This is a genomic window from Acinetobacter sp. LoGeW2-3 (assembly GCF_002688565.1).
GTDB lineage: Bacteria > Pseudomonadota > Gammaproteobacteria > Pseudomonadales > Moraxellaceae > Acinetobacter.
Window position 1 is genome coordinate 244,399 of the sequence record NZ_CP024011.1, and the last position, 21,681, is coordinate 266,079.

At 43.6% G+C, this 21,681-nt stretch carries 23 protein-coding genes and 1 pseudogene; 7 read left to right on the forward strand and 17 right to left on the reverse strand.

The features are described from left to right. The first annotated feature begins 220 nt into the window (after window positions 1-220). The 3 genes from BS636_RS16535 to BS636_RS01170 all read left to right on the forward strand — a co-directional run bounded on the left by BS636_RS16535 (window position 221) and on the right by BS636_RS01170 (window position 2,286). Window positions 221-967: an SLC13 family permease gene (locus BS636_RS16535; protein WP_265735288.1), complete on the forward strand. Its 747-nt coding sequence runs from the start codon at window positions 221-223 to the stop codon at window positions 965-967. Then, a complete protein-coding gene (locus BS636_RS16540; RefSeq protein ID WP_265735295.1) occupies window positions 946-1,860 on the forward strand; it encodes an SLC13 family permease in 915 nt (304 codons plus the stop codon). Before BS636_RS16535 ends, BS636_RS16540 begins: the two co-directional genes overlap by 22 nt. A gap of 204 nt (window positions 1,861-2,064) precedes the next feature. After that, on the forward strand, window positions 2,065-2,286 hold the full coding sequence (locus BS636_RS01170; protein WP_099337145.1) for a hypothetical protein: 222 nt from the start codon (window positions 2,065-2,067) through the stop codon (window positions 2,284-2,286). A 15-nt stretch (window positions 2,287-2,301) separates the two neighbouring features. Here the strand turns inward: BS636_RS01170 and BS636_RS01175 are convergent, their stop codons facing one another. Further along, window positions 2,302-2,823, reverse strand: coding sequence for a hypothetical protein (locus BS636_RS01175; protein WP_099337146.1), 522 nt, complete (start codon window positions 2,821-2,823; stop codon window positions 2,302-2,304). Between the two features lie 230 nt (window positions 2,824-3,053). Here BS636_RS01175 and BS636_RS01180 point away from each other — a divergent pair. Beyond that, window positions 3,054-3,631 (forward strand): annotated as a pseudogene (locus BS636_RS01180) (DJ-1/PfpI family protein). Between the two features lie 80 nt (window positions 3,632-3,711). On the opposite strand, the gene BS636_RS01185 reads toward BS636_RS01180, so the two are convergent. Further along, window positions 3,712-4,719, reverse strand: coding sequence for a hypothetical protein (locus BS636_RS01185; RefSeq protein ID WP_099337147.1), 1,008 nt, complete (start codon window positions 4,717-4,719; stop codon window positions 3,712-3,714). 610 nt (window positions 4,720-5,329) lie between these two features. Continuing rightward, a complete protein-coding gene (gene sbmA, locus BS636_RS01190; protein WP_099337148.1) occupies window positions 5,330-6,523 on the reverse strand; it encodes a peptide antibiotic transporter SbmA in 1,194 nt (397 codons plus the stop codon). 410 nt (window positions 6,524-6,933) lie between these two features. On the opposite strand from sbmA, the gene BS636_RS01195 reads away from it, so the two are divergent. Further along, the gene (locus BS636_RS01195) at window positions 6,934-7,128 is read left to right on the forward strand and encodes a hypothetical protein (RefSeq protein WP_099337149.1); all 195 of its coding nucleotides are present in this window, start codon (window positions 6,934-6,936) and stop codon (window positions 7,126-7,128) included. 172 nt (window positions 7,129-7,300) lie between these two features. Here the strand turns inward: BS636_RS01195 and BS636_RS01200 are convergent, their stop codons facing one another. The 6 genes from BS636_RS01200 to BS636_RS01225 form a co-directional block, all read right to left on the reverse strand. Continuing rightward, window positions 7,301-7,408: a DUF2474 domain-containing protein gene (locus BS636_RS01200; protein WP_099337150.1), complete on the reverse strand. Its 108-nt coding sequence runs from the start codon at window positions 7,406-7,408 to the stop codon at window positions 7,301-7,303. Window positions 7,409-7,426: 18 nt separating this feature from the next. After that, window positions 7,427-8,431: a cytochrome d ubiquinol oxidase subunit II gene (gene cydB / locus BS636_RS01205; protein WP_099337151.1), complete on the reverse strand. Its 1,005-nt coding sequence runs from the start codon at window positions 8,429-8,431 to the stop codon at window positions 7,427-7,429. Further along, complete coding sequence (locus tag BS636_RS01210; protein ID WP_099337152.1) at window positions 8,428-9,867, reverse strand: cytochrome ubiquinol oxidase subunit I; 1,440 nt, start codon at window positions 9,865-9,867, stop codon at window positions 8,428-8,430. Before BS636_RS01210 ends, cydB begins: the two co-directional genes overlap by 4 nt. Window positions 9,868-10,250: 383 nt before the next feature. Beyond that, window positions 10,251-11,126, reverse strand: coding sequence for an MBL fold metallo-hydrolase (locus tag BS636_RS01215; protein ID WP_099337153.1), 876 nt, complete (start codon window positions 11,124-11,126; stop codon window positions 10,251-10,253). Window positions 11,127-11,128: 2 nt separating this feature from the next. Next, window positions 11,129-11,545 (reverse strand): DUF6691 family protein, encoded by a 417-nt coding sequence (locus tag BS636_RS01220; protein WP_099337154.1) that lies wholly within the window; start codon window positions 11,543-11,545, stop codon window positions 11,129-11,131. A 1-nt stretch (window position 11,546) separates the two neighbouring features. Continuing rightward, complete coding sequence (locus BS636_RS01225) at window positions 11,547-11,963, reverse strand: YeeE/YedE family protein (protein WP_099337155.1); 417 nt, start codon at window positions 11,961-11,963, stop codon at window positions 11,547-11,549. A gap of 118 nt (window positions 11,964-12,081) precedes the next feature. Between BS636_RS01225 and BS636_RS01230 the strand changes: the two genes are divergently transcribed. After that, window positions 12,082-12,390, forward strand: coding sequence for an ArsR/SmtB family transcription factor (locus BS636_RS01230; protein WP_099337156.1), 309 nt, complete (start codon window positions 12,082-12,084; stop codon window positions 12,388-12,390). A gap of 92 nt (window positions 12,391-12,482) precedes the next feature. Here BS636_RS01230 and bioD read toward each other — a convergent pair whose 3' ends face one another. From bioD to BS636_RS01270, 8 genes are all read right to left on the reverse strand, one after another. Next, a complete protein-coding gene (bioD, locus tag BS636_RS01235; protein ID WP_099337157.1) occupies window positions 12,483-13,133 on the reverse strand; it encodes a dethiobiotin synthase in 651 nt (216 codons plus the stop codon). Continuing rightward, entirely contained in the window at window positions 13,130-13,882 is a 753-nt protein-coding gene (gene bioC / locus BS636_RS01240) for a malonyl-ACP O-methyltransferase BioC (RefSeq protein ID WP_099337158.1), read from the reverse strand. Before bioC ends, bioD begins: the two co-directional genes overlap by 4 nt. After that, window positions 13,879-15,048 (reverse strand): 8-amino-7-oxononanoate synthase, encoded by a 1,170-nt coding sequence (locus tag BS636_RS01245; protein WP_099337159.1) that lies wholly within the window; start codon window positions 15,046-15,048, stop codon window positions 13,879-13,881. Before BS636_RS01245 ends, bioC begins: the two co-directional genes overlap by 4 nt. Further along, window positions 15,045-16,325, reverse strand: a complete 1,281-nt coding sequence (gene bioA / locus BS636_RS01250) for an adenosylmethionine--8-amino-7-oxononanoate transaminase (protein WP_099337160.1) — start codon at window positions 16,323-16,325, stop codon at window positions 15,045-15,047. Before bioA ends, BS636_RS01245 begins: the two co-directional genes overlap by 4 nt. A 72-nt stretch (window positions 16,326-16,397) precedes the next feature. Further along, entirely contained in the window at window positions 16,398-17,135 is a 738-nt protein-coding gene (locus BS636_RS01255; protein WP_099337161.1) for an alpha/beta hydrolase, read from the reverse strand. Window positions 17,136-17,226: 91 nt separating this feature from the next. Beyond that, a complete protein-coding gene (gene bioB / locus BS636_RS01260; protein WP_213064235.1) occupies window positions 17,227-18,219 on the reverse strand; it encodes a biotin synthase BioB in 993 nt (330 codons plus the stop codon). A gap of 510 nt (window positions 18,220-18,729) precedes the next feature. Further along, window positions 18,730-19,302, reverse strand: a complete 573-nt coding sequence (locus tag BS636_RS01265; RefSeq protein WP_099337163.1) for a hypothetical protein — start codon at window positions 19,300-19,302, stop codon at window positions 18,730-18,732. A 212-nt stretch (window positions 19,303-19,514) separates the two neighbouring features. After that, entirely contained in the window at window positions 19,515-19,997 is a 483-nt protein-coding gene (locus BS636_RS01270) for a VOC family protein (RefSeq protein ID WP_099337164.1), read from the reverse strand. A gap of 596 nt (window positions 19,998-20,593) precedes the next feature. On the opposite strand from BS636_RS01270, the gene BS636_RS01275 reads away from it, so the two are divergent. After that, window positions 20,594-21,667 (forward strand): aromatic ring-hydroxylating oxygenase subunit alpha, encoded by a 1,074-nt coding sequence (locus BS636_RS01275; RefSeq protein ID WP_099337165.1) that lies wholly within the window; start codon window positions 20,594-20,596, stop codon window positions 21,665-21,667. Window positions 21,668-21,681 lie beyond the last annotated feature (14 nt).

The window sequence follows — 21,681 nt, forward strand, 5'->3', positions numbered from 1 at the left end:
TTAAAGCACTGCTTTAAAATGCAGCGTAAGTGATGAGAATCACTGCTTCGCAAGGGAGAGGTATTTCTAAAACGAAACACAAGTTAGGATTAGAGATAGGTCTTTAAAGAAGATACTTATCAATCCCTTATATACCTTTCTCGTATGAATATATACCCGAATGATCCTTGATTAGTCATGCACTTCTCAATCAAACTTCGGCCACAAGGAGAAGTGCATTATGATTCAAATTTGGAATTCGTTGTGGTCACGCCACAACAAGACAAAGGATTTGTTTAAACGTCTAAACCCACACTATATTTTGTCTCAGAATATCAATCACACAAACGACAGCATCAATCAAGAGCAAAGTAAAAGTAATCAAAAACAAGGTTTTAATGGCTCATATAATAAAACCCAATGGTTGGGTCTATTCCTAGGTCCTTTAATATTTGCATGGCTCTATTTTGGTATGAGCTTTGATGGGTTATCGCAACAAGGGCAAGGCGTACTGGCACTTACTGCATGGCTATCCATTTGGTGGATTTTAGAAGTAATGCCTTTAGGGATTACTTCTTTACTACCCATTGTCATCATGCCAATGATGGGTACACTCACCATCGCTAAGGTTACATCTAGCTATACCGACCCAAATATTTTCTTATTTTTAGGTGGCTTTGCAATCGCTATTGCCATTGAAAAATGGAACTTACACGAACGTATTTCACTCGCGATTATTAGCTTTTCAGGCTCAACCATTAATGGCCTGATATACGGTTTTATGTTTGCAACTGCATTCCTTTCGATGTGGATTTCAAACGTTGCAACCGTGATGATGCTTTTACCTATTGGTACAGCTATCGTTTATAAGATTATTTCATTACTTAAAATGAAACAACACATGATACAGCTGATGAAGTTAAATTTACCAAGGCAATTATTTTTGCCATTGGTTTTGGTGGCATTATTGGTGGCAGTGCAACACTGATTGGTACACCACCAAATTTAATTTTGGCTGGATTAGTTAAAGAAATGTATGGCTATGAAATTGGCTTTGCAGAATGGTTTATATTCGCTTTCCCACTCTGTTTTTGTCTGGCTGTTTTCACCACATTTTGGCTCACTAAAATTGCCTACCCAATGAAAGCAAAACATATTGCTGAAGGGAAACAATTTATCGATTCGGAAAAAACACGCCTAGGCCGTATGTCTTATGAAGAAAAAGCGGTAGCAACTGTTTTTGCGATTACTGCTTTTATGTGGCTGACCCGTACTTTTATTTGGAAAGATATCATTCCGGGGATCTCAGACACAATGATTGCAATAACTGCAGCAATGGTCTTGTATATACTCCCTGCGACAGATGGAAAACGTATTCTGAATGCTGAATCACTGAGTCAAATGCCATGGGATGTATTACTTCTAGTTGGTGGTGGTTTAGCGTTAGCAGCTGGTTTTAGTAACACTGATTTATCTCAGTGGATCGGACAACAATTATTAACACTACAAAACATGCCGTATTGGACAGCATTACTGCTTACAACGATCTTAACGATTAGTCTTACGCAAGTTTCACCAAATACTGCTGTCACTACGATCTTTGTACCAATTGCTGCTACCCTTGCATTGGCTCTTGATGTCCATCCTCTTCCATTAATGGTTGCTGCTGCACTTGGCGCAGGGTTTGCATTTATGCTTCCTATCGGTACACCATCTCAAGCTGTGATCTTTGCAACAGGTAAAGTCAGCATTCGCGATATGTTAATGCAAGGTACGTTAGTTACTATTTTAGCGACTTTACTCATTGTCATATCTATTTATCTACTACTTCCAATAACTTTTGGCTTAGACTTATTTAGCTTCCCAAGTAACTGGAAATAAGATCATTTAAACTGTGAAAGTCTCCCTTTAAAAAAGGGAGACTTTGTCATTTGATCAATTTAATATGCGAGGTTCCCTCTCCTGAGCAAGTTTTAAAGCACTGCTTCCTAAGGGAGAGGTATTTCTAAAAATAAGCACAAGTGAGGATTAGGGAGAGGATTATTTTTTATGCTATAAAATCAAAAACCTCAAAGAAAAACAAAAATGACACCTGAACTTTTACTCGCCATCATTCAAATTGCTATTGGCGTATTTGCGCTGATCATTACCATTTTGCTATTGATTCCAAAATGCCGTAAATGGCTATCCGAAATGCAGCCTGAACCCCGCAGAAAACAGCGAGGACTAGGATTAAGCAATGGAATAGAAGTTATTTTCTATCCCATTTACTGGCTGTTTAAAATCATCGTTGCCATCTTCAAATAAGTCGGTACAGATACGTTAATTCCCTCTGATCGAACCCAACTTATTCCAGATATCCGGTGTCAAAAACGTCGTAATCAACTTGTTTAAATCCACATAGCGCAGTACACCTTTCAGCTGATTATTCACTTCAGGATTTTTCAGAATTTCCTCACCTGTACTACGTCCCAACGCCTGAAAACTATTACCGACAGCCTCTAAACCTTCTGCCTGAATCACCGCCTTGGTCTGTGCCGAACATTGCTCGACCAAGATGCGCTGCAATACCGCTGCCAGATTCTTATCCAGACTTTCCTTCTGCTGTGCAGACACATTGCTAAACGCTTTCAGGTCTGGATGTGCCGCTAAAGCCACAAAGGTCCATTGCATCACAGCAGTTTTATCAGCAGTTGTGGTGGACTTATCCAAACAGTCACTCAGCTGATCGACCGTTGGACCTGCATTTACCATTTGTACCGTTCCAAACAAGGCAGTCGCCATCAGCGCAGAACGAGCGATTTTGGGAAATCTGTGGCGTACAGGGGAAATACAGCGTGACATAAGCAAACTCCATTAACAGTCTGCCCTTTGTACCACAAAGCATGACAGTTCATCTGTTATTACATTGCAAAATCAAGCTGATTTTTAACCTGTTTGTAGTTATCTGATCTTGGGTAGATCCAGTTACGACTAAAGTGAACAATAAGCATCTTAAATCCACAATCTGCCTGTGCTATGGTAAATAAAAATAAATTTCTCATATAAATCATAGAGAATTAGAGGGTAACAACATGTCTAAACAAATCTTAATGTTGGTCGGTGACTATGCCGAAGACTATGAAACCATGGTGCCGTTCCAGTTTTTAACTAGCCTGGGCTATACCGTCCATGCCGTCTGCCCGGACAAAAATCCGGTGACACTGTAGCGACCGCTATTCATGACTTTGAAGGCGATCAAACTTATAGCGAAAAACGCGGTCATAACTTTGCTATTAACTATGACTTTAGTTCGGTGAATACCGGAGACTATGTCGGTCTGGTGATTCCAGGTGGACGTGCACCGGAATACCTGCGTATGAATGATCGCGTAATTGAAATCGTACGTGAATTTGACAGTGTGAAAAAACCAATTGCAGCCGTGTGTCATGGCGCACAGATCCTTGCAGCAGCAGATGTACTCAAAGGCCGCACCTGTTCCGCTTACCCGGCTTGTGCCGCTGAAGTCAAATTGGCAGGCGGACAGTACGCTGATATTGCAGTGACTGAAGCGGTAACTGATGGACATCTAGTGACTGCTCCAGCTTGGCCTGCGCATCCAGCCTGGTTGGCCCAGTTTGTTAAAGTGCTTGGTGCAACGATTAAGCTGTAAGTACCAGTCCTTTTCAGCTTTTAAAATAAAAATACCACGTTTTTGGAACGTGGCATTTTTATGTGTTGATTCAGATTGTTTTAATTCAGCTGTCTCAACATATTCTTGGCACCAGCATGATTATATTGCGTTGCCAGTCCGCTCAAGACGCGTTGAGCCTGTCCTTTAGCATTTGGAAAGCGGCTGCTATAGGTCGAAATACCAGTCAGACAACGCGCTACCAACATACCTGATTCAGTATAAACCCGAGTTCCTTCTGTACCGTGCTGCTTGCCATAGTTATAGGCACGCTGGGCATTATTGCAGGCATTATTAAGGTTCTTGCCATTATTAATGTCACGCCGAGCAGCAACATAAAGCTTCATTTGCTGCTGTTGTGGGGTTTCAACCACAGTCGCACGCGGGGTAGCGACCGTTACTGGCTTCTGCTCTTTTTTCTCTGCTTCGACCTTGGCAAGTTCTTTGCGCTCAAGCTCTTTACGATCCTGCTCCTTACGGTCATGATCTTTCAGTTCTGTCGCTGGTTTAGCTGCTACAGTCGTTTTGGCAATAGGAGTTACAGTTGCCTTCGCCACATTGAGCTGTTTCTTGGCTGGATTTGGAGTACTCGCAGCCGCGCGATAGAAATTATGTGCTTCAGCTGTTTCCATCAGTCGGGTCAGCAAGCGTACATTACGGGTCTTACTGTTCTTTTCTGGCTGACGCTCAGAAACAGGTTCAATTGAGACAATCCAGCTTTCCGCAAGGTCATCCATTGTGCATTTATAGGCACCCACACCCTGCACCACACCGCGGTTTGCAGCAAGACGCGTACGCTGAGCAGAATCGCCTACCAGACTAAATTTACTTTTATACAGCAGGGATAGCTTGCCCCCTTGCTCATGACAATATTGCGTCACGATTGAACGCGGATACATCGCCTGAGTCGAATTGCTGTGCTGTTTTTGATCCCATAGATAGACATATTCTTTCGCCTTACCATCTGGCTGATTGATTCCCCGTTTCACAATCAGTTCCTGTGGACTATGAAAAGGATGCAATATATTTTTCTTTGCGCGTTCCATGCTATTACACGCCGCCAAGCTCATTGTTATTGTTATCAATAAAAATACTTTCAGTTTCACCGTAGATATCTCAACCCAAAGCATGCAGATAAAATAATGCAAAACTGAGCAAATACCAAATCCAAGCGTCTGATTAATAAATTTATTTTTAAGGTGAAAAAAATCAAAAATGACAATTAAGACACATTTTAATGATTATTTTTCGAACTCACCCACATCAGGCTTCATTCGGTACAGTATTATTTATTAGGCAAAATTTATAGACGAAAAAAGACCAAAGAAGGAATCACGTACTTCTTTGGTCACTTATCTGTCAGGCTGGATCGAGCTTTTCTACTTTTACAGCAAACCAATCTCCACTACCAGCATACAGTTGATAAGTCTTAAACTTCTTAATTTTCATCAACGTACAGTTATTATTTTTATACGACAGAAGGCCTGAAAATTAAGTACCAAATACACTTGGCCCTTAAGATTCTAGTCAAGCGAATATTCATTGAATATCCCAAAATGAGGAGGTTTTACAAAAATTTTGCCTAAAATCGACCGTTCATCGGATACACCGGCCAATCCTGATGTGGCATAAAAAAGACCCGCCATTAGACAGGTCTTTTTTAAAAACAAAATACTATTTTTAATGAATGTGTGATTCGAATGCTTTCAGACGTTTGTAGATCGACATCAATTCGATAATTTTCGGCCAAGACAAAATCAAGTACTGGAAAGATTCACGTACTTTGTTAAATACGTTCAGGATCTGCATCATCAAACCTAAAGTAATCGCCCCTGCGGCAATACTCGGGAACAGTACGAACAGACCATAAATATTGTCGAGCTGCAAATACCAGATCCGCACCATATTGAAATAGGCATAATGGAAATACAGACGGAAATAGTTCCAGCGTACCCGGCTAAACAGTTCTTTTAGCGTCAGCGGTTGAGCACGTTCAGCATAATCTTCCCCATAGACCAGTTCCTTCCGGTAAGCCGCTTCAACCTTCTGATTGTTGAATTCCAGTCCTGGCAGTTTCATACCCACGATCATCAATACCACTGTACCAAAGGCTGCCCAACCCAGTGATGCCCAGACCAGTGCATGACTGATCTCACCTACAATTGGCAGTGTCTTAACGTGACTAGAAAGCTTGTATAGCACCGGTAAGAAAGCCATTAGCAACATAAAAGATTCAATAAAGGAAACACCGAGTTCTTCAGTACTGCGGGCAAAGCGCATGGTATCTTCCTGGATACGCTGTGAAGCTCCTTCAATATGACGCAGCTGTTCCCAGTAAGCCGTGTAGTAATCATTCATTGCTGTCCGCCAGCGGAATACATAATGGCTGACAAAGAACATATTAAATACCGCTAAAGTGACATAAATCATCGCGATATAAATAAAGACCAATGCACCCTGATAAAGCAAGGTCACGTCCCCACCACCACTGGTTAGCATCTTCTGGATCTGGTCATAGAACGGGCTATACCATTCATTCAGCACGACATTGACCTGAACACCAAACCAGATATTAAACAGGATAAAGGCTGAACCCCACACCGACCAGCGCTGCCATGGATGTCGCGCCACCACATACCAGAATCCGGCAAACAGCGCTGTGGCTGTCAGGAACCAGAGATAGAACCACAAGAATTTCTGCGACCAAAACCGACTGATATCAATCGCCATCGTCGCTTCATGGTAGCCTTCGCTAAAACCCACATAGCTGCCCCAACTTGAGCCACCACTATGCCAGACCGCGAGGTTGATAAAGAACCACACCACCACGCTGAGAAAAAACCAGACGGGTTTTGGAAAGAAAGACTTAAACATGTCCTTTGCATGCTCCTTATTTTTAATAGACCTCAGGTCAATTAATCATGATGAAATTTGCAGCAGTGTAAAGCAGTTCAGTGCAAGTTTTTCAGCTTGATTAAAAAATATCTGGCTAAAAACTGGTTATTTTTATCTGCTTATTCATAAGTATGAATCATTATATTTGTAGTGGACTGAATACTTATGTGATGAATCCTGTGATCAATCCTTTGTTCGTTTTAACATCAGTGAGCAAACCTGTACAGAACAGATACGATATATGGTTATTTTTTATCTTACTCTACGGAGATATGCACTAATAAAAATATTTATGCTGATTTTCATTTTGCAAAAACTACTCAAATACAAAGAAAAATTATGCTATCCTTGAATGAATAGTAAACATAAGAACCGTGGGGAGTTAAATCATGGAAAGCTCTGTAATTGAACTACTGAAGCCGATCACCCTAGAAAAAGAAAACTGTGCACCGATTATTTATGAAGAAGGTACAGTGCTAAAAGTAGTGATGCAAACACCAACCAGCCTATTGGTGACTACAGACAACCAGTTTAACTTCACTGTTGCGCTTAAAGACGAAAATGAAATCTGGAGAGAGCTGTAATTCTGTTCATTGAATGCGTGGGTTGTTGTATGTTTCACTTCCCCTCATGAATACAGATCAACACCTTCCTGAAAATTTTTATTTCAGTCCTAAAAACTGAAAGAAATAAAAAAAACCTCCCATCAAATCGGGAGGTTTTTTTATTGTCTTATGCAAATGCAAATCTTAAAGTTTAATAGGCCAGCTGTAGCAGGAAACGGAAAAAGCCAGCAATGATCGCCATCGTGAGAAAACCCGCCAGCCATAACACAATAAACCATCCAGCCCGATTCAGTTTCATCCTGTTTCCTCCTCCAGCTTAATGATAGCCGTCGTCACCCACCCGCACCTTGTCGCGGAACACCCAATAAGAAATACCCGTATAGAACAGGATAATAGGTATCAAAATCAGCGCGCCGATCAGCGCAAACAACTGACTGCTTTGCGGTGCAGCCGCTTCCCAAAGGGTAACGCTTGGTGGAATGATATAAGGCCACAGACTGATCAGGAATCCTGTATAAGCCAGAATCACCAATGCCAAGGTATAAATAAATGGCGCAAATTCCTGACGGCGTTTACAAGCACGTAGCGCCATAAAGGTAAATAACAACACCAGAATTGGCACAGGACTAAAATAGAAAATCTGAGGCTGACTAAACCAACGTTCGGCAATCTGTTGATGTGCCAATGGCGTATATAGACTGACTGCCCCGAAGATCACGAGCAAAGCAATGATCAGTTTTGGCATTAACTGGAACATCTTGTCTTGCAGTTCATGGTCGGTTTTGAAGATCAGCCAGCCACAGCCCAAGGTTGCATATAAGGCCACGACCCCTACCCCGGTAAATAGCGAAAATGGCGTGAGCCAGTCCAATCCACCACCGCTATAAATGCCATTGGTGGTTTTAATCCCCTGAATATAGGCACCCAAGATTACACCTTGCAAAAAGGAGGTCAGAATCGAACCGCCAATAAAAGCAATGTCCCACCAGTGCTTACCCCGATGTGCCTTAAAGCGAAACTCAAACGCGACACCACGGAAGATCAGCGAAATTACCATCAAGATGATTGGGATATACAGAGCAGAAAGCACGGTCGAATACACCAATGGAAAAGCTGCAAATAGCCCCGCACCTCCCAGTACCATCCAGGTTTCATTACCATCCCAGACTGGTGCCACGGTATTCATCATTACATCCCGTTCATGCTGATCCTTGAAGAAAGGAAACAGAATCCCGATACCCAAATCAAAACCATCCAGTACCACATACATCAGTACGCCGAGAGCAATGATCGCAATCCAGATCAATGACAGGTCAATCATTTGTTATTCTCCTGATCACGTTGAGCACGGTCATCTTCTTCATTTTGCTCAAAGGTACTCATTGGACGCTTAGAGGCACGGATGACTTCACCATCTGTATGTGGACTGGCATGGATAAATTCTGGTCCCTTATGCATCATTTTCAGCATGTAATAAATGCCCACACCAAAAACCACACAGTAGACCAGTACAAAGATAATCAGGGTCAAACCCACCTGCTCTGCTGAAACCGGGGACAAGGCATCCCGGGTACGCATAACGCCATAGACTACCCACGGCTGACGGCCAACTTCAGTGGTAAACCAGCCAGCCAACAAAGCAATGAAACCGGAGGGTCCCATAATAAAAGCAAAACGATGTAACCACGATGCTTCATAGAAACCACCGGCCTTACGCAGGATCAAGCCAGCAAATGCCAGCAACAGCATTAGCATGCCCAGACCCACCATGATGCGGAAACTCCAGAACACAATTAAGGAGTTCGGCCGGTCTTCCGGTGCAAAGTCTTTCAAACCCGGTACCTCTCCATCCCAGCTATGGGTCAGAATCAGACTACCCAGTTTCGGAATGCCAACAGCATATTTGGTTTCTTCAGCTTCCATATCTGGTATTCCGAACAGATACAGCGGCATACTCTCACCACGGTTGGTTTCCCAGTGCCCTTCAATCGCAGCGATTTTGGCAGGTTGATGTTTACTCGTATTCAATCCATGAAAGTCACCCACAACCACCTGTAACGGTGCCAGAACCAGAATCATCCACATCGCCATGGAAAAGGATGTTTTGACCAATGCATCCCGACGACCTTTGAGCAGATGCCAGGCGGCTGTCGCTGCTACCAGCAGTGCTGAAACCAGAAAAGCTGCGATCCCCATGTGAACCAGGCGATATGGGAAAGACGGGTTAAACACGATCGCCAGCCAATCCTGTGGAACAATAAGACCATTCTCAATAGCAAAGCCCTGTGGCGTCTGCATCCAGCTGTTGGAGGACAGAATCCAGAACATGGAAATACAGGTGCCAAGGGCAACCATCACCGTTGCAAAGAAATGGGTTTTCGGTCCGACCCGGTCCCAGCCAAATAGCATGATGCCGAGGAAACCGGCTTCCAGAAAGAAAGCACTCAACACTTCATAAGCCAGCAGCGGTCCGGTGACACTACCAGCCACCCGGGAAAATTCACTCCAGTTGGTGCCGAACTGATAGCTCATCACCACACCAGAGACCACTCCCATACCAAAGGCCAGCGCGAAAATCTTGATCCAGAACTTAAATAGGTCACGATAAACTGGGTCATTAGTTTTTAACCAGCGCCATTCCAGTACCGCTAAAAAACTGGCCAGACCAATGGAAATCGCCGGGAAAATAATATGGAACGAGACGGTAAAAGCAAATTGAATACGTGCCAGCTCAAGGGCCGTCAAACCTAAATCCATGTCGTCACCTTATCGTTGATTATTTTGGTGCGTTGCTTCAGCAAACCGTGCTGAAAATCTTTTAAATACAGTCTAGTTCCATCAAGATGGATACAATGTTGCGAATCTGTTGAGCTTTGGCTGCAATAAGATACGTAGTAAGAAGATAAGTGCCTAAATTGTTAGCTGTTTTGAAATGAAAATTGAGCAAGAAATGCTAAAAACAGAATAGAAAGATTTGTAAATGAAATTGGCTTTTTTATTCCATAGAAAAATTATTTAAATAGAAACAAACCCGGATTTTTGGACACATGATTATTCTGATCAAAAGGTATAAGTACAAATAAAAAGACCAAAATATCTGGTCTTTTGCTTTCATATTCGACTTGTCTAAACCAAATAGCTTAAGACTTAAAATAATTCAGTGGTAATTTTAAATAGGAAATACCATTGGCTTCCGGCTCAGGAAACTGCCCGGCACGCATATTGACCTGAATCGCTGGCAAGATCAGTTTCGGCATGTTCAAGCCAGCATCACGCTGGTTGCGCATCTCGACAAACTCAGCTTTGCTGATGCCATGCCTGATATGAATATTCTGGGTTTTCTGGGTCTGGATATCGGTCTGGCAGACAAAGTGTTGACGGTCTTTGGGTAAATAGTCGTGACATAAAAATACCCGAGTCTGGTCAGGCAACTGGAATAGTTTCTGCAATGAGTCATACAGCGTTTCAGCACTACCACGCGGAAAATCACAACGTGCCGTACCATAGTCCGGCATAAATAGTGTATCGCCGACAAAGACTGCATCGCCAATCACATAGCTGAGACAAGCTGGTGTATGTCCCGGAGTTGGAATGTTATAGGCTTCGAGATTGCCAATTCTGAAAGCTTCCTCATCTTCAAACAGATAGTCAAAAGGCTGCAAGGCATTAAACTGCTTGATGTCCAGGTTATAGATACTACTAAAGGTTTCCTGCACCAGCGAAATTTTATGGCTCATGGCAATTTTGCCACCAAGTACCGATCTCAGGTATTGTGCTGCGGTCAAGTGATCAGCATGGACATGGGTTTCCAGAATCCATTCAACGGTTAAATTCTGTGCCCGCACATAGGCAATGATCTGATCGGCATGGGTGGTCGAGGTACTGGCAGAGGCGGCATCATAATCCAGCACGCTATCAATAATGGCACATTGCTGGCTGGCAGGGTCGCTGACGACATAACTAAAGGTATTGGTATTTTCATCAAAAAATTCCTGTACCTGTGGCTGTTGTAACATGCTTATCCCCCTGCCCATTTTTTATGAATGAAAACACCGACCAACATCGCCATAATAAAGTAAAACACCTGATAATGTCCTAGACCGATGAGGGTAAAACTGGGTGCCGGACAAATCCCGGCAATGCCCCAACCTATCCCAAATAATAGGCTGCCAATAATCAGTTTGCGATCAAGTTCAGTTTTGCTTGGTAATTCTATTGGTTCACCGAATAGGGTTTTCGTTGCTGGATTACGTACTACTTTCTGGAATGGAATAAAAGCCACCATAATTGCACCCAACATTACAAAGGCCAGACTCGGATCCCAGTTACCAAACAGGTCTAAAAAACCCAGTACCTTTTCCGGATTGAACATGCCTGAAAGCATCAGCCCGACCGAGAACAGACCACCAAAGACAAAAGCCAACAGGTTTTTCATGCTAGAACGCTCCTGTCACATGGCGAATTACATACACCGTGATAAAACCGGTGGCCATAAAACACAAAGTCGCCACAATAGAACGACCTGACAAACGACTGATGCCACAAATGCCATGTCCGCTGGTACAGCCAGAACCGAGTCGCGTACCAAAGCCGACCAACAGCCCAGCCACAATCATCATCAATGGGCTGGCATTCAGCTCGATCTCGGGCTGGATAAACAAACCATAGATAAATGGGGTAATGATCAGACCAGCCAAAAACCAGATCGCCGGAGTTTTAAAGAGGGTCTCTTTATTCACGACCTGTCCGATCAGTCCACTAATCCCGGCAATCCGTCCATTAATGTAGAGATAGCCGACGACAGCCACACCGAGCAGCGAACCGCCTAAAAAGGCCAAAGTAAAATCGTGCATAGGAATTCTGGAAATTTAATATATAATTTTATAATATATAATAATTAACATTATTCAAGACGAATTTAGTAAGACATATTTTCAGAACAACATATCAGACACGATACAGGTATTTAATATGGACTTTTCTAAGGTTGATCAGGTCAGTAATTTATTGAAAGTTCTGGCGAATCCGGATCGCCTGAAAATTCTTTGTGTACTGGTCGACACCGAACTCAATGTACAGCAAATTGCCGACTGTTCTGACATTCAGCAGCCGACCCTGTCACAACAACTCACCGTGCTGCGCAAATATAAATTGGTGCATACCCGCCGTGAAGGCAAACAGATTTATTATCAGCTGAGTGATCCGAAAATTCTCAAAATCATGCAGACCCTGTATCAGTTGTATTGTCAGAATATAGACACTGTTTCCTCTGAAAAATGATCAGCTAAACAGTCCAAATTCATCTAACAAAAAATAAACTTAGTCTTAATTCATGCCACCTTGTGAGCCATCAGCCGGTTCTGTATCTTGATTTAAACTACATTAACCAATGGAATGTCCAGCCACTGAGCCTTTGGAAAATGCTGTTGTAAATATTGCTGTAAATACTGAATAGTATCCTGCGCAATCACTTCATCTTGAGCATCATCGGCATGGTTAAAAGCCAGGGCATACAATTCAATCTTGCGCTGCTTTAACAGTTCCAGACTGAGCAAGGTATGGTTAATACTGCCGAGACGGCCAGAAGTAACCAGAATCACTGGGAACTGCTGTGCTGCCATGTAATCCACGGTTAACAACTGTTCAGTCAGTGGCACCATTAAGCCCCCTGCACCTTCTAGCAATACTCGGTCATAACGTTGAGCCAGAATTTGGGTGGCTTGCTGGATTTTGGCAAAGTTCACCGGACGCTGTTCCAGCCGGGCAGCCAGATGTGGTGAAGCCGGATAGGCATAGATTTCCGGCATCGTTAACCTTTCACGATCTTCCAGTAAAAGGCCGCACCCCATAATCTTGCGATGCTGTTCGATGTCTTCAGACAGATTGGGATTGCCGGTCTGGATCAGCTTCTGGGTAATGGTACGAATCCCCTGCTCATTCCAGCTTTTAGCCAGAAAACCAGTGGTATAGGTCTTGCCAATGCCGGTATCGATACCGCTGACAAAATAGATTTCTGCGTTCATGAGCGCTTCCATGCAATGAGATAAATCGGGTGATAGGTCAAAGGATATTGCTGGTTATCTGGTAACTGGAATTGTTGATATTGCTTATAAAACTGCTGCAAAGAAGACTTCGTCCAGCGGAAACCCTCAGCGGTTGCTTGCACCCCAGTGGCCTTGATATGTTTCAGCACATCACGCGGATGTCCAAACTCCAGAATCAGGTGCTGTTCTTCTTGAACCAGAACTTCATAACCACAAGATTCCAGTAATTCAATCATTTGCGGCAGTGACTGATAATCGAGTCCCTGCCCGGTCAGTGCCTTAATTTCTTTGAGATTGTCCTGAGCATAACTGGCAAAACACAACCATCCAGACGGGTTTAAAACCTGATGAATTTTCAGGAATAACGCTTCAAGCTGCTGCACCCACTGCAAGGCAGAACAGGACACGACCAGATCCAGCGATTGTGGCAGCGGCAAAGTTTCGATATTGCCAATGCCCCAGTAAATTCGGGCATCTTCATCAAAATGCTGTTTGACTTGGGGATAGAGATCATTCAGAAACAGCTGATCAAAGCTGTAATGCTGCATCAGCTGACGGGTGAATAAACCCGAACCACAACCAATTTCTAGAATCCGCTGCACATATGGCGGGACATGCAGCTGCATACGTTGGATCAGTTCCAACGCGACCCGGCGCTGAGCAATCGCATGCTGTTCATAACTGGACTGTGCCTGGGCAAAGCGCTGCGCAACCTGATCAGTGTTCATCGTGGTAACTCCTGCAGCACATCCAGCAACCGTTGCAGCTGTGCCGAACTCACCTGCTGATGCAGACAAATCCGCAATCTGGAAGTATTTTTCGGAACTGTTGGCGGACGTACCGGCAGCACATAAAAGCCTTTTTGCTGTACATATTCTGCGGCAGCAATAGTTTTAGCTGCATCGCCAATGATCACTGGCACAATTTGCGAACTGGAGGGGCAAGGATAACCCAGAGCCTGAATCCCCTGATGGCAAAGGCCAGACAGACTGGCAAGCTGCTGACGTTCTTGATTCATTTTCTGCATTTTCTGGAAAATGAAATCGATCCAGGCCATACAAATTGGTGGCTGGGCTGTACTAAAAATCAGCGGGCGCATGCTGTTAATCAGATATTCCCGGATGACCGGATGGCAGACCAGATAGCCCCCCACCGATGCCAGTGCCTTGCCAAAGGTTCCGACCAGCAAATCAATTTGCTCTAGCACCTGATACTGCTCGGCACAACCTAGCCCGTGTTCACCCCGTACACCAATTGCATGCGCTTCATCCACATACAGCATAACCTTATCAAATTGCTGCTTGAGCGCGACCAGTGCAGCGAGATCAGTTTCATCGCCATCCATACTGAAAATGGATTCTGTGACCACAATGATGCGCTGGATATTTTCATCCGCCTGATACTTTTCCAAAAGTTGCTTCAGATGTTCCAGATCATTATGTCGGTAGCGCACATAGCTGGCATTAGACAGACGGATGCCATCGATGATGCTCGCATGTACCAGCTTGTCAGCAATGATCATGGTCTTGCTATCCGCCAGCGCTGGAAGAATCCCAATATTCATGTGATAGCCACTGTTAAACAGCAACACAGATCGGCCAAATGCCTGAGCCATGCTGGCTTCCAGCTGTTCATAAGCTGGGAAATTTCCTGTCAGCAGCCGTGAAGAACTGGAACTCATCTGCCGTTCAACAAGCGGAGTCAGATCGAAGAATTCTTCCCGCAACTGCAGATTGGCCGCCAGCCCGAGATAGTCATTAGATGCCAGATTCAGCATCTCGACACTATTCAGCTGAAGAACAAGCTGGCTGGAAATACCCTGCTTAAACTGGCGGTACTGACCCTGCTGTTTTAAATCGTCCAGCTGCTGCTGAAAATATTCCAGATGCTTCATGCTGTTGCTCCCATCGCCTGAATCATCTCAACCATATGAGTCATTAAAGTTGCAAGTTGTTCATCGGAAATGATAAATGGCGGCATCACATAAACCAGACGGCCAAATGGACGAATCCATACCCCACGGCGTACACAATCCGCCTGGAAGCTGGCCAGGTCAACAGGCTGCTGTAGTTCCACCACCCCAATCGCGCCAAGGACACGGATATCCGCAACCTGCGGCAGTGCCTTCAGGGGCTGTAAATGAGTTTTTAAAGTTTGTTCAATCTGCTGCACTCTCGCCTGCCAGTCCTGTGCCAAGAGCAACTGGGTACTTTTTAGGGCCACGGCACAGGCCAGCGGATTGGCCATAAAAGTTGGGCCATGCATAAACACACCTGCTTCACCTTGGGAAACCGTTTCCGCCACATGCTGAGTAGTGAGTGTGGCAGACAGGGTCATATAACCCCCAGTCAGCGCCTTGCCTAGACACATGATATCTGGACTGATATCAGCATGTTCACAGGCAAACAGTTTGCCGCTGCGACCAAAACCGGTCGCGATTTCATCCAGAATCAGCAGAATATTGTAGCGATCGCAAAGTTCTCGCACCTGTCGCAGATATTCCGGATGATACAAGCGCATGCCGCCCGCACCCTGTACGATCGGCTCAATAATCATCGTTGCGATCTGTTCATGCTTTTCTGCCAGCAGCTGTTCCAAAGGCCGAATATCTTCAGGCTGCCATTCACCATCAAAACGGCTTTGCGGCGCCGGGACAAAGTAACGATGTGGCAGGCTGGAACCAAAAATCTGGTGCATGCCAGTGACCGGATCACAGACTGACATGGCATTCCAGGTGTCCCCATGGTAGCCGGAACGTGTGGTGACAAAATTACTTTTCTGTGCCTGACCGCAGGCATGCCAGTATTGCACTGCCATTTTCAACGCGACTTCCACAGCCACTGAACCGGAATCTGCATAGAAAATCCGATCCAAAGGCTCTGGAGTAATTTCGATCAGCAGTTTAGCCAGATCAATTGCCGGCTGATGGGTCAGGCCGCCAAACATGACATGCGACATCGACTGTAGCTGATCCTGTACCGCCTGATTCAGTTCCGGATGGTTATAACCATGAATCGTGCACCACCAGGAAGACATGCCATCGATCAGCTGGGTACCATCTTCCAGTTCAATTACATCCCCATGCGCTGCCCTGACCTTGTAGCAAGGCAGTGGATGGGTCATGGACGTATATGGATGCCAAATATGCTGCTGATCAAAAGAATCGTGCACAGAAAATAACCTAGACAATAGCGCTGCCCCGATCTTAACGGTTTAATTTTGAAATGAACATCCACCGGATAGTCAGGAAATTTTGACTGAATGAATATCTTGTAAAAATTGCAAAATTGGCTCAATTACTAAACTGGTATCGAACAGGATGGCATCATGCGCAGCCTGAATTTTTACAAAGTTCAGATTCCTTGCAGAGATAAGTGCAATATCTTGCAAAACTTTGCAGGGAACCAGCATATCTTTCTCGGAATTAATAAATAGCATCTTGCCCGGATAGCTTTTCACGATATTGACCAGATTTAATTGTTCTAAAAGATAGAGATGGGCTTGCTGATAGGATAAATCAATATTTATCGATTGCTGTTGTAAATATTTTGCCCGTTCCCGAGGTGCTGCAGAACCTAGCGTCACCAGTGCACAGAAGCGTTGCAGAGCCTGCTCTGGCTGCAACATCACCGCATGTTTAAACTGCAGATACTGCGCTTTGGGCATCGCATGCGGCCAATTTTCCTGTGCTACAAAGCTAAGATTGGACATACAGGCAATTACAGGCTTGGTATCTTGGGTCTGCTGATAGATTTCATTAGCCAATAACATCGCCAGCTGCCCGCCGAGCGACCAGCCGATCAGCACATCCATATCGGCAGCTGTCTGTACTTTTTCTGCCAGCAGTTCTGCTTTATTCGGATCAAAGATGTCCCAGACAACAACCTGAGGTTGCTGTTCTGACTGCTGTTCCAGCTGCTGCACAAATTCATTCAGCACCTGGGTACCTAGCCCCCAGCCGCTGATGAGCAGAATTTTCATCAATCCTGTTCCCTATATTTTTGTTGTGATCCATTCAATAAAAAAGGGATCAATCTCTTTCGAAATGATCCCTGATAGACAGCTGCAAAATTTAAGCAGGCTGCATAGCATCCACGGCAAGTTCACGACCGGTTTTCTTCGGTGTCTCGGCTTTTAGCCCCAGTTTGGCAAACAGGGCTTTGTCCTTACCTTCGCCGCTGTTTGGTGCAGTCAGCAATTTATCTCCCGAGAACAGCGAGTTGGCACCAGCCATAAATGCCAGCGCCTGATCCGAATCCGACAGGGATTCACGGCCTGCAGAAAGACGGATATAGCTTTTCGGCATGATGATACGTGCTACGGCAATGGTACGAATCCAGTCAATTACATCCAGTTTTTCCACATCGGCCAGTGGTGTACCTTCAATTGGTACCAGCATATTGATTGGCACAGATTCCGGATGAATCGGCATGGTTGCAAGTTCAAATAATAATCCCACACGATCCTGTTTACCCTCACCCAAGCCAACAATCCCCCCGCTACAGACATTGATCCCCGCTGAACGGACATGATCCAAAGTATTCAAACGGTCATCAAAAGTTCGGGTACTAATTACATTGGCATAGTATTCACGCGAAGTGTCTAGGTTATGGTTGTAATAATCCAGGCCGGCATCTTTCAGACGTTCTGCCTGGGAAGCATTTAGCATCCCCAAGGTCATACAAGTTTCCATACCTAGCTTTTTGACTTCTTGAATCAGCTCCAGCACATAAGGCATATCGCGTTCATGCGGATTACGCCATGCTGCGCCCATACAAAAACGGGTTGAACCAGATTCTTTAGCCTGTTTTGCTTCAGCAATGGCCTTTTGTACCTCGACCCGTTTTTCAATTTCCAGATCGGTATCATAATGGGCAGACTGGGAGCAGTATTTACAGTCTTCTGGACAGCGACCGGTTTTAATCGAAAGTAAGGTACTGACCTGTACGGTATTGGCTTCAAAATGCTCACGGTGAATTTGCTGTGCCTGGAACAGTAAATCCATCAGAGGTTGATCATAAAGTGCCTGAATCTCGTCACGCGTCCAGTCATTGCGAATCATAATCTCAACATCAATGTTAAAAAGAGGTGTAGAAATAATACGCGGTTTTCTAAAAAATGGTTTAGCCTTTTATATCAAAATTCGGATGAAAGGCTTTTATTTTTAAGCTCAACTAATAGTCAATTCAAAAGAAAATCCCCTAAACACTCCACATTTCAAGTCAAAGATCAGTTAAGTAAGGACCTATAGCTAATAAAATAACTTCCAGTTTTCTCTTTCATCACACCAGATTGTTTAGCTCAAACTACAAGTTATAAAAATATTTTATATTTAAAAGCTTATAGAGATTTATGCATTAAGAGTCATGCTTCTTACATGTCGTAAATTATGCGCTGTATAAAAAACCCGATAATTGCTGCAATTTATTAAAGTTGATGTGTAAGCAAAAGCTGATATGTAAACAATAAAAAAGCCCTTAGATGAAATAATCTAAGGGCTTTTTTTAGGAATATGCTTTCAATTAAGTAGGCTGCAATTGACCTCAATAAAGCTATAAATATTTAAAAATAAAACTTACTTTACCGGAATCATTAGGTGTTGATACGGCGTACCTGACCACATCACATAAGGTACAGCAGTGTCCGGTTCAACATTTTTCGGATACATATCATAGAAAGCAGGTTCAGCACCAACGATCATGACATGCGGACCAGTTTTGATCCAATGGTTACCTGCACTCGGTTTTTGGGCATAAGGATCAGTATTACTGGCATCAGTTCCGCCTGCCAGCATATACATAAAGCCTACTTTACCAACTGTAGGTGCTTTATGTGTCATCCAGGCTTCTGCCCATTCTAAAGCTGCTTTATCCATACACATTGGGTCAGGACCTGGCGTAGTTGGGTTATCCGGCATACAGGTAAAGCCATTATTGCCTTGACGCAAAACTCGCATTTTTCCATCTGACTCTATAGCGATGATGGTGGCACCTGCACCTACTTTGTTTGGTGCCGCACTCATGGCACTGGCGATTGCCTTTTGGTCAGCTGTACTGGTTTTAGTCACTTGCGGTGGGGTTGCTGCGAGGACACTGGAAATAGATAGGGTTAGCCAACCAGCGGCCAGTAATATTTTGGAGAAATTCATAACCTGTTCTCCTTGAGATATAAGTGAAAAACAGATGATATCTACCAAAACAGGCTTAATAATCCGCACCACTATCAGGTCTGCCTAAAGTACATATCGACTAAAATTAGGTTAATGAAAGGAATATCTACCTATAAAAGAAATGATTATTGGCAGTTAAGAAATTGCGATGAGCTAAAGTGAATGGAGGGAATAATTAATACTCCTATAATTTAACCACGCACCGCAGCTTCAATTGTAGCAACATCAATTTTTTTCATTTTCAGCATGGCATCAAATGCCCTTTTTGCGACTTCTGGATCTGAACTGTAGGATGCTTCAATCAAAGCAGTCGGGATGATTTGCCAGGAAACACCCCATTTATCCTTACACCAGCCACATTCACTTTCCTGACCACCATTATTCACAATGGCATTCCAGTAACGATCGGTTTCTTCCTGATCTTCGGTAGCGACCTGAAAGGAAAACGCTTCATTATGTTTAAACATTGGCCCACCATTCAGGCCGATACAGGGAATTCCAAGTACCGTGAAATCCACCGTAATAACATCACCTTTCTTGCCCGATGGATAATCTCCAGGTGCAAGCACGACCGCACCTACAGACGAATTCGGAAAAGTTTCTGCATAAAATCGTGCAGCTTCTTCAGCATCGTGATCGTACCAAAGGCAAATGGTGTTTTTTGCAATATTCATGATCTCACCTCTGGGTAGAGATTAAGAGATGACTCATTTGTATATCCACTTTTCAGACTACGCTTTATGAGCGGTTTAACAAATTTATTTATGCATTCTATATTCAACCCAACTTGGCAAAAGACCAATTTCTTTATTGTGTTTTTATTGATCTAAATGTAATTCCTGTACTGCAAGCTTTTTAACTTTTTTATACTACTTATTCCTTATGTATGACAGCTATTTAATAAAAAACTTTAATAAATACTTAGCAAGACCCAGATAATAAAAATTTTGAATTTCCTTCATACCGAATAAAATTATAAAACAATGACTTAAGAATATACGCCACCAGAAAATATAGATTAACCCACTGATGCTTATTTGAAATATGAGCATCGTAAATTGGTCAATTTTGACAAGTCCAGTAAGCAAAAAAATTATCAATCTAATTTATTTTCAATCTGTTAAAGGACGGATTGAGTGGCTCTTAATCTTTCTACTTTAGCTTTTCTACCCTTTACTTATGGATCCAATAAACTCTATTTAACATATTTTTTGTTGACTATTCGTACAAATAATCATAAATTGGATCCAATTGATAAGGAGATCATAATATGTTTATTAAAAATGCCTGGTATGTAGCAGCCCGCCCTGAAGAGGTTATGGAAAAACCATTAGGTCGTCAGATCTGTGGCGAAAAAATGGTGTTTTATCGTGGTAAAGAAAATAAGGTTTATGCAGTAGAAGACTTCTGTCCACATCGTGGTGCTCCTTTATCTTTAGGCTTTGTAGAAGATGGCAATCTGGTCTGTGGTTATCATGGATTAGTCATGGGCTGTGATGGCAAGACAGTGGCGATGCCTGGACAACGTGTTCGTGGTTTTCCATGTAATAAAAGTTATAGCGTCGTGGAAAAATTTGGTTTTATCTGGGTATGGCCAGGCGACCAGTCACTTGCAAGTGAAGATCAGTTACCAGAACTGGAATGGGCTGATAATCCTGAATGGGCTTATGGTGGTGGATTGTTTCACATCAATTGCGATTATCGTCTGATGATTGACAACCTGATGGATCTTACGCATGAAACGTATGTGCACTCCGCCAGTATCGGCCAAAAAGAAATTGATGAAGCTGCTCCTACTACCCGTGTAGATGGAGACCATGTCATTACAGAACGTCATATGGAAAATATTTACGCACCTCCATTCTGGCAAATGGCATTAAGAGGTAATAATCTCGCTGATGATGTTCCTGTAGACCGTTGGCAGATCTGTCATTTCTTTGCGCCAAGTAATGTACATATTGAAGTTGGCGTAGCCCATGCAGGTAAAGGCGGTTATCAGGCAGATCCCGAGCATAAAGTGTCTTCTATTGTTGTGGACTTTATTACGCCCGAAACAGAAACTTCTCACTGGTATTTCTGGGGTATGGCTCGCCACTTCCAGCCAGATAATGTTGAACTGACAGGCCAGATCCGTGAAGGTCAAGGTAAGATTTTCTCAGAAGATCTGGACATGCTGGAACAGCAACAACAAAACTTGCTCCGCTATCCTGACCGTAAATTGCTGATGCTAAATATTGATGCGGGCGGAGTGCAAGCGCGCAAAGTGATTGATCGCCTGATCAGCCAAGAACAGGTGAACGAGATTGCAGGCAAAGACCATATTCCGTCAGTCACGCTTGGTTAAATAGTTAAAGTTTT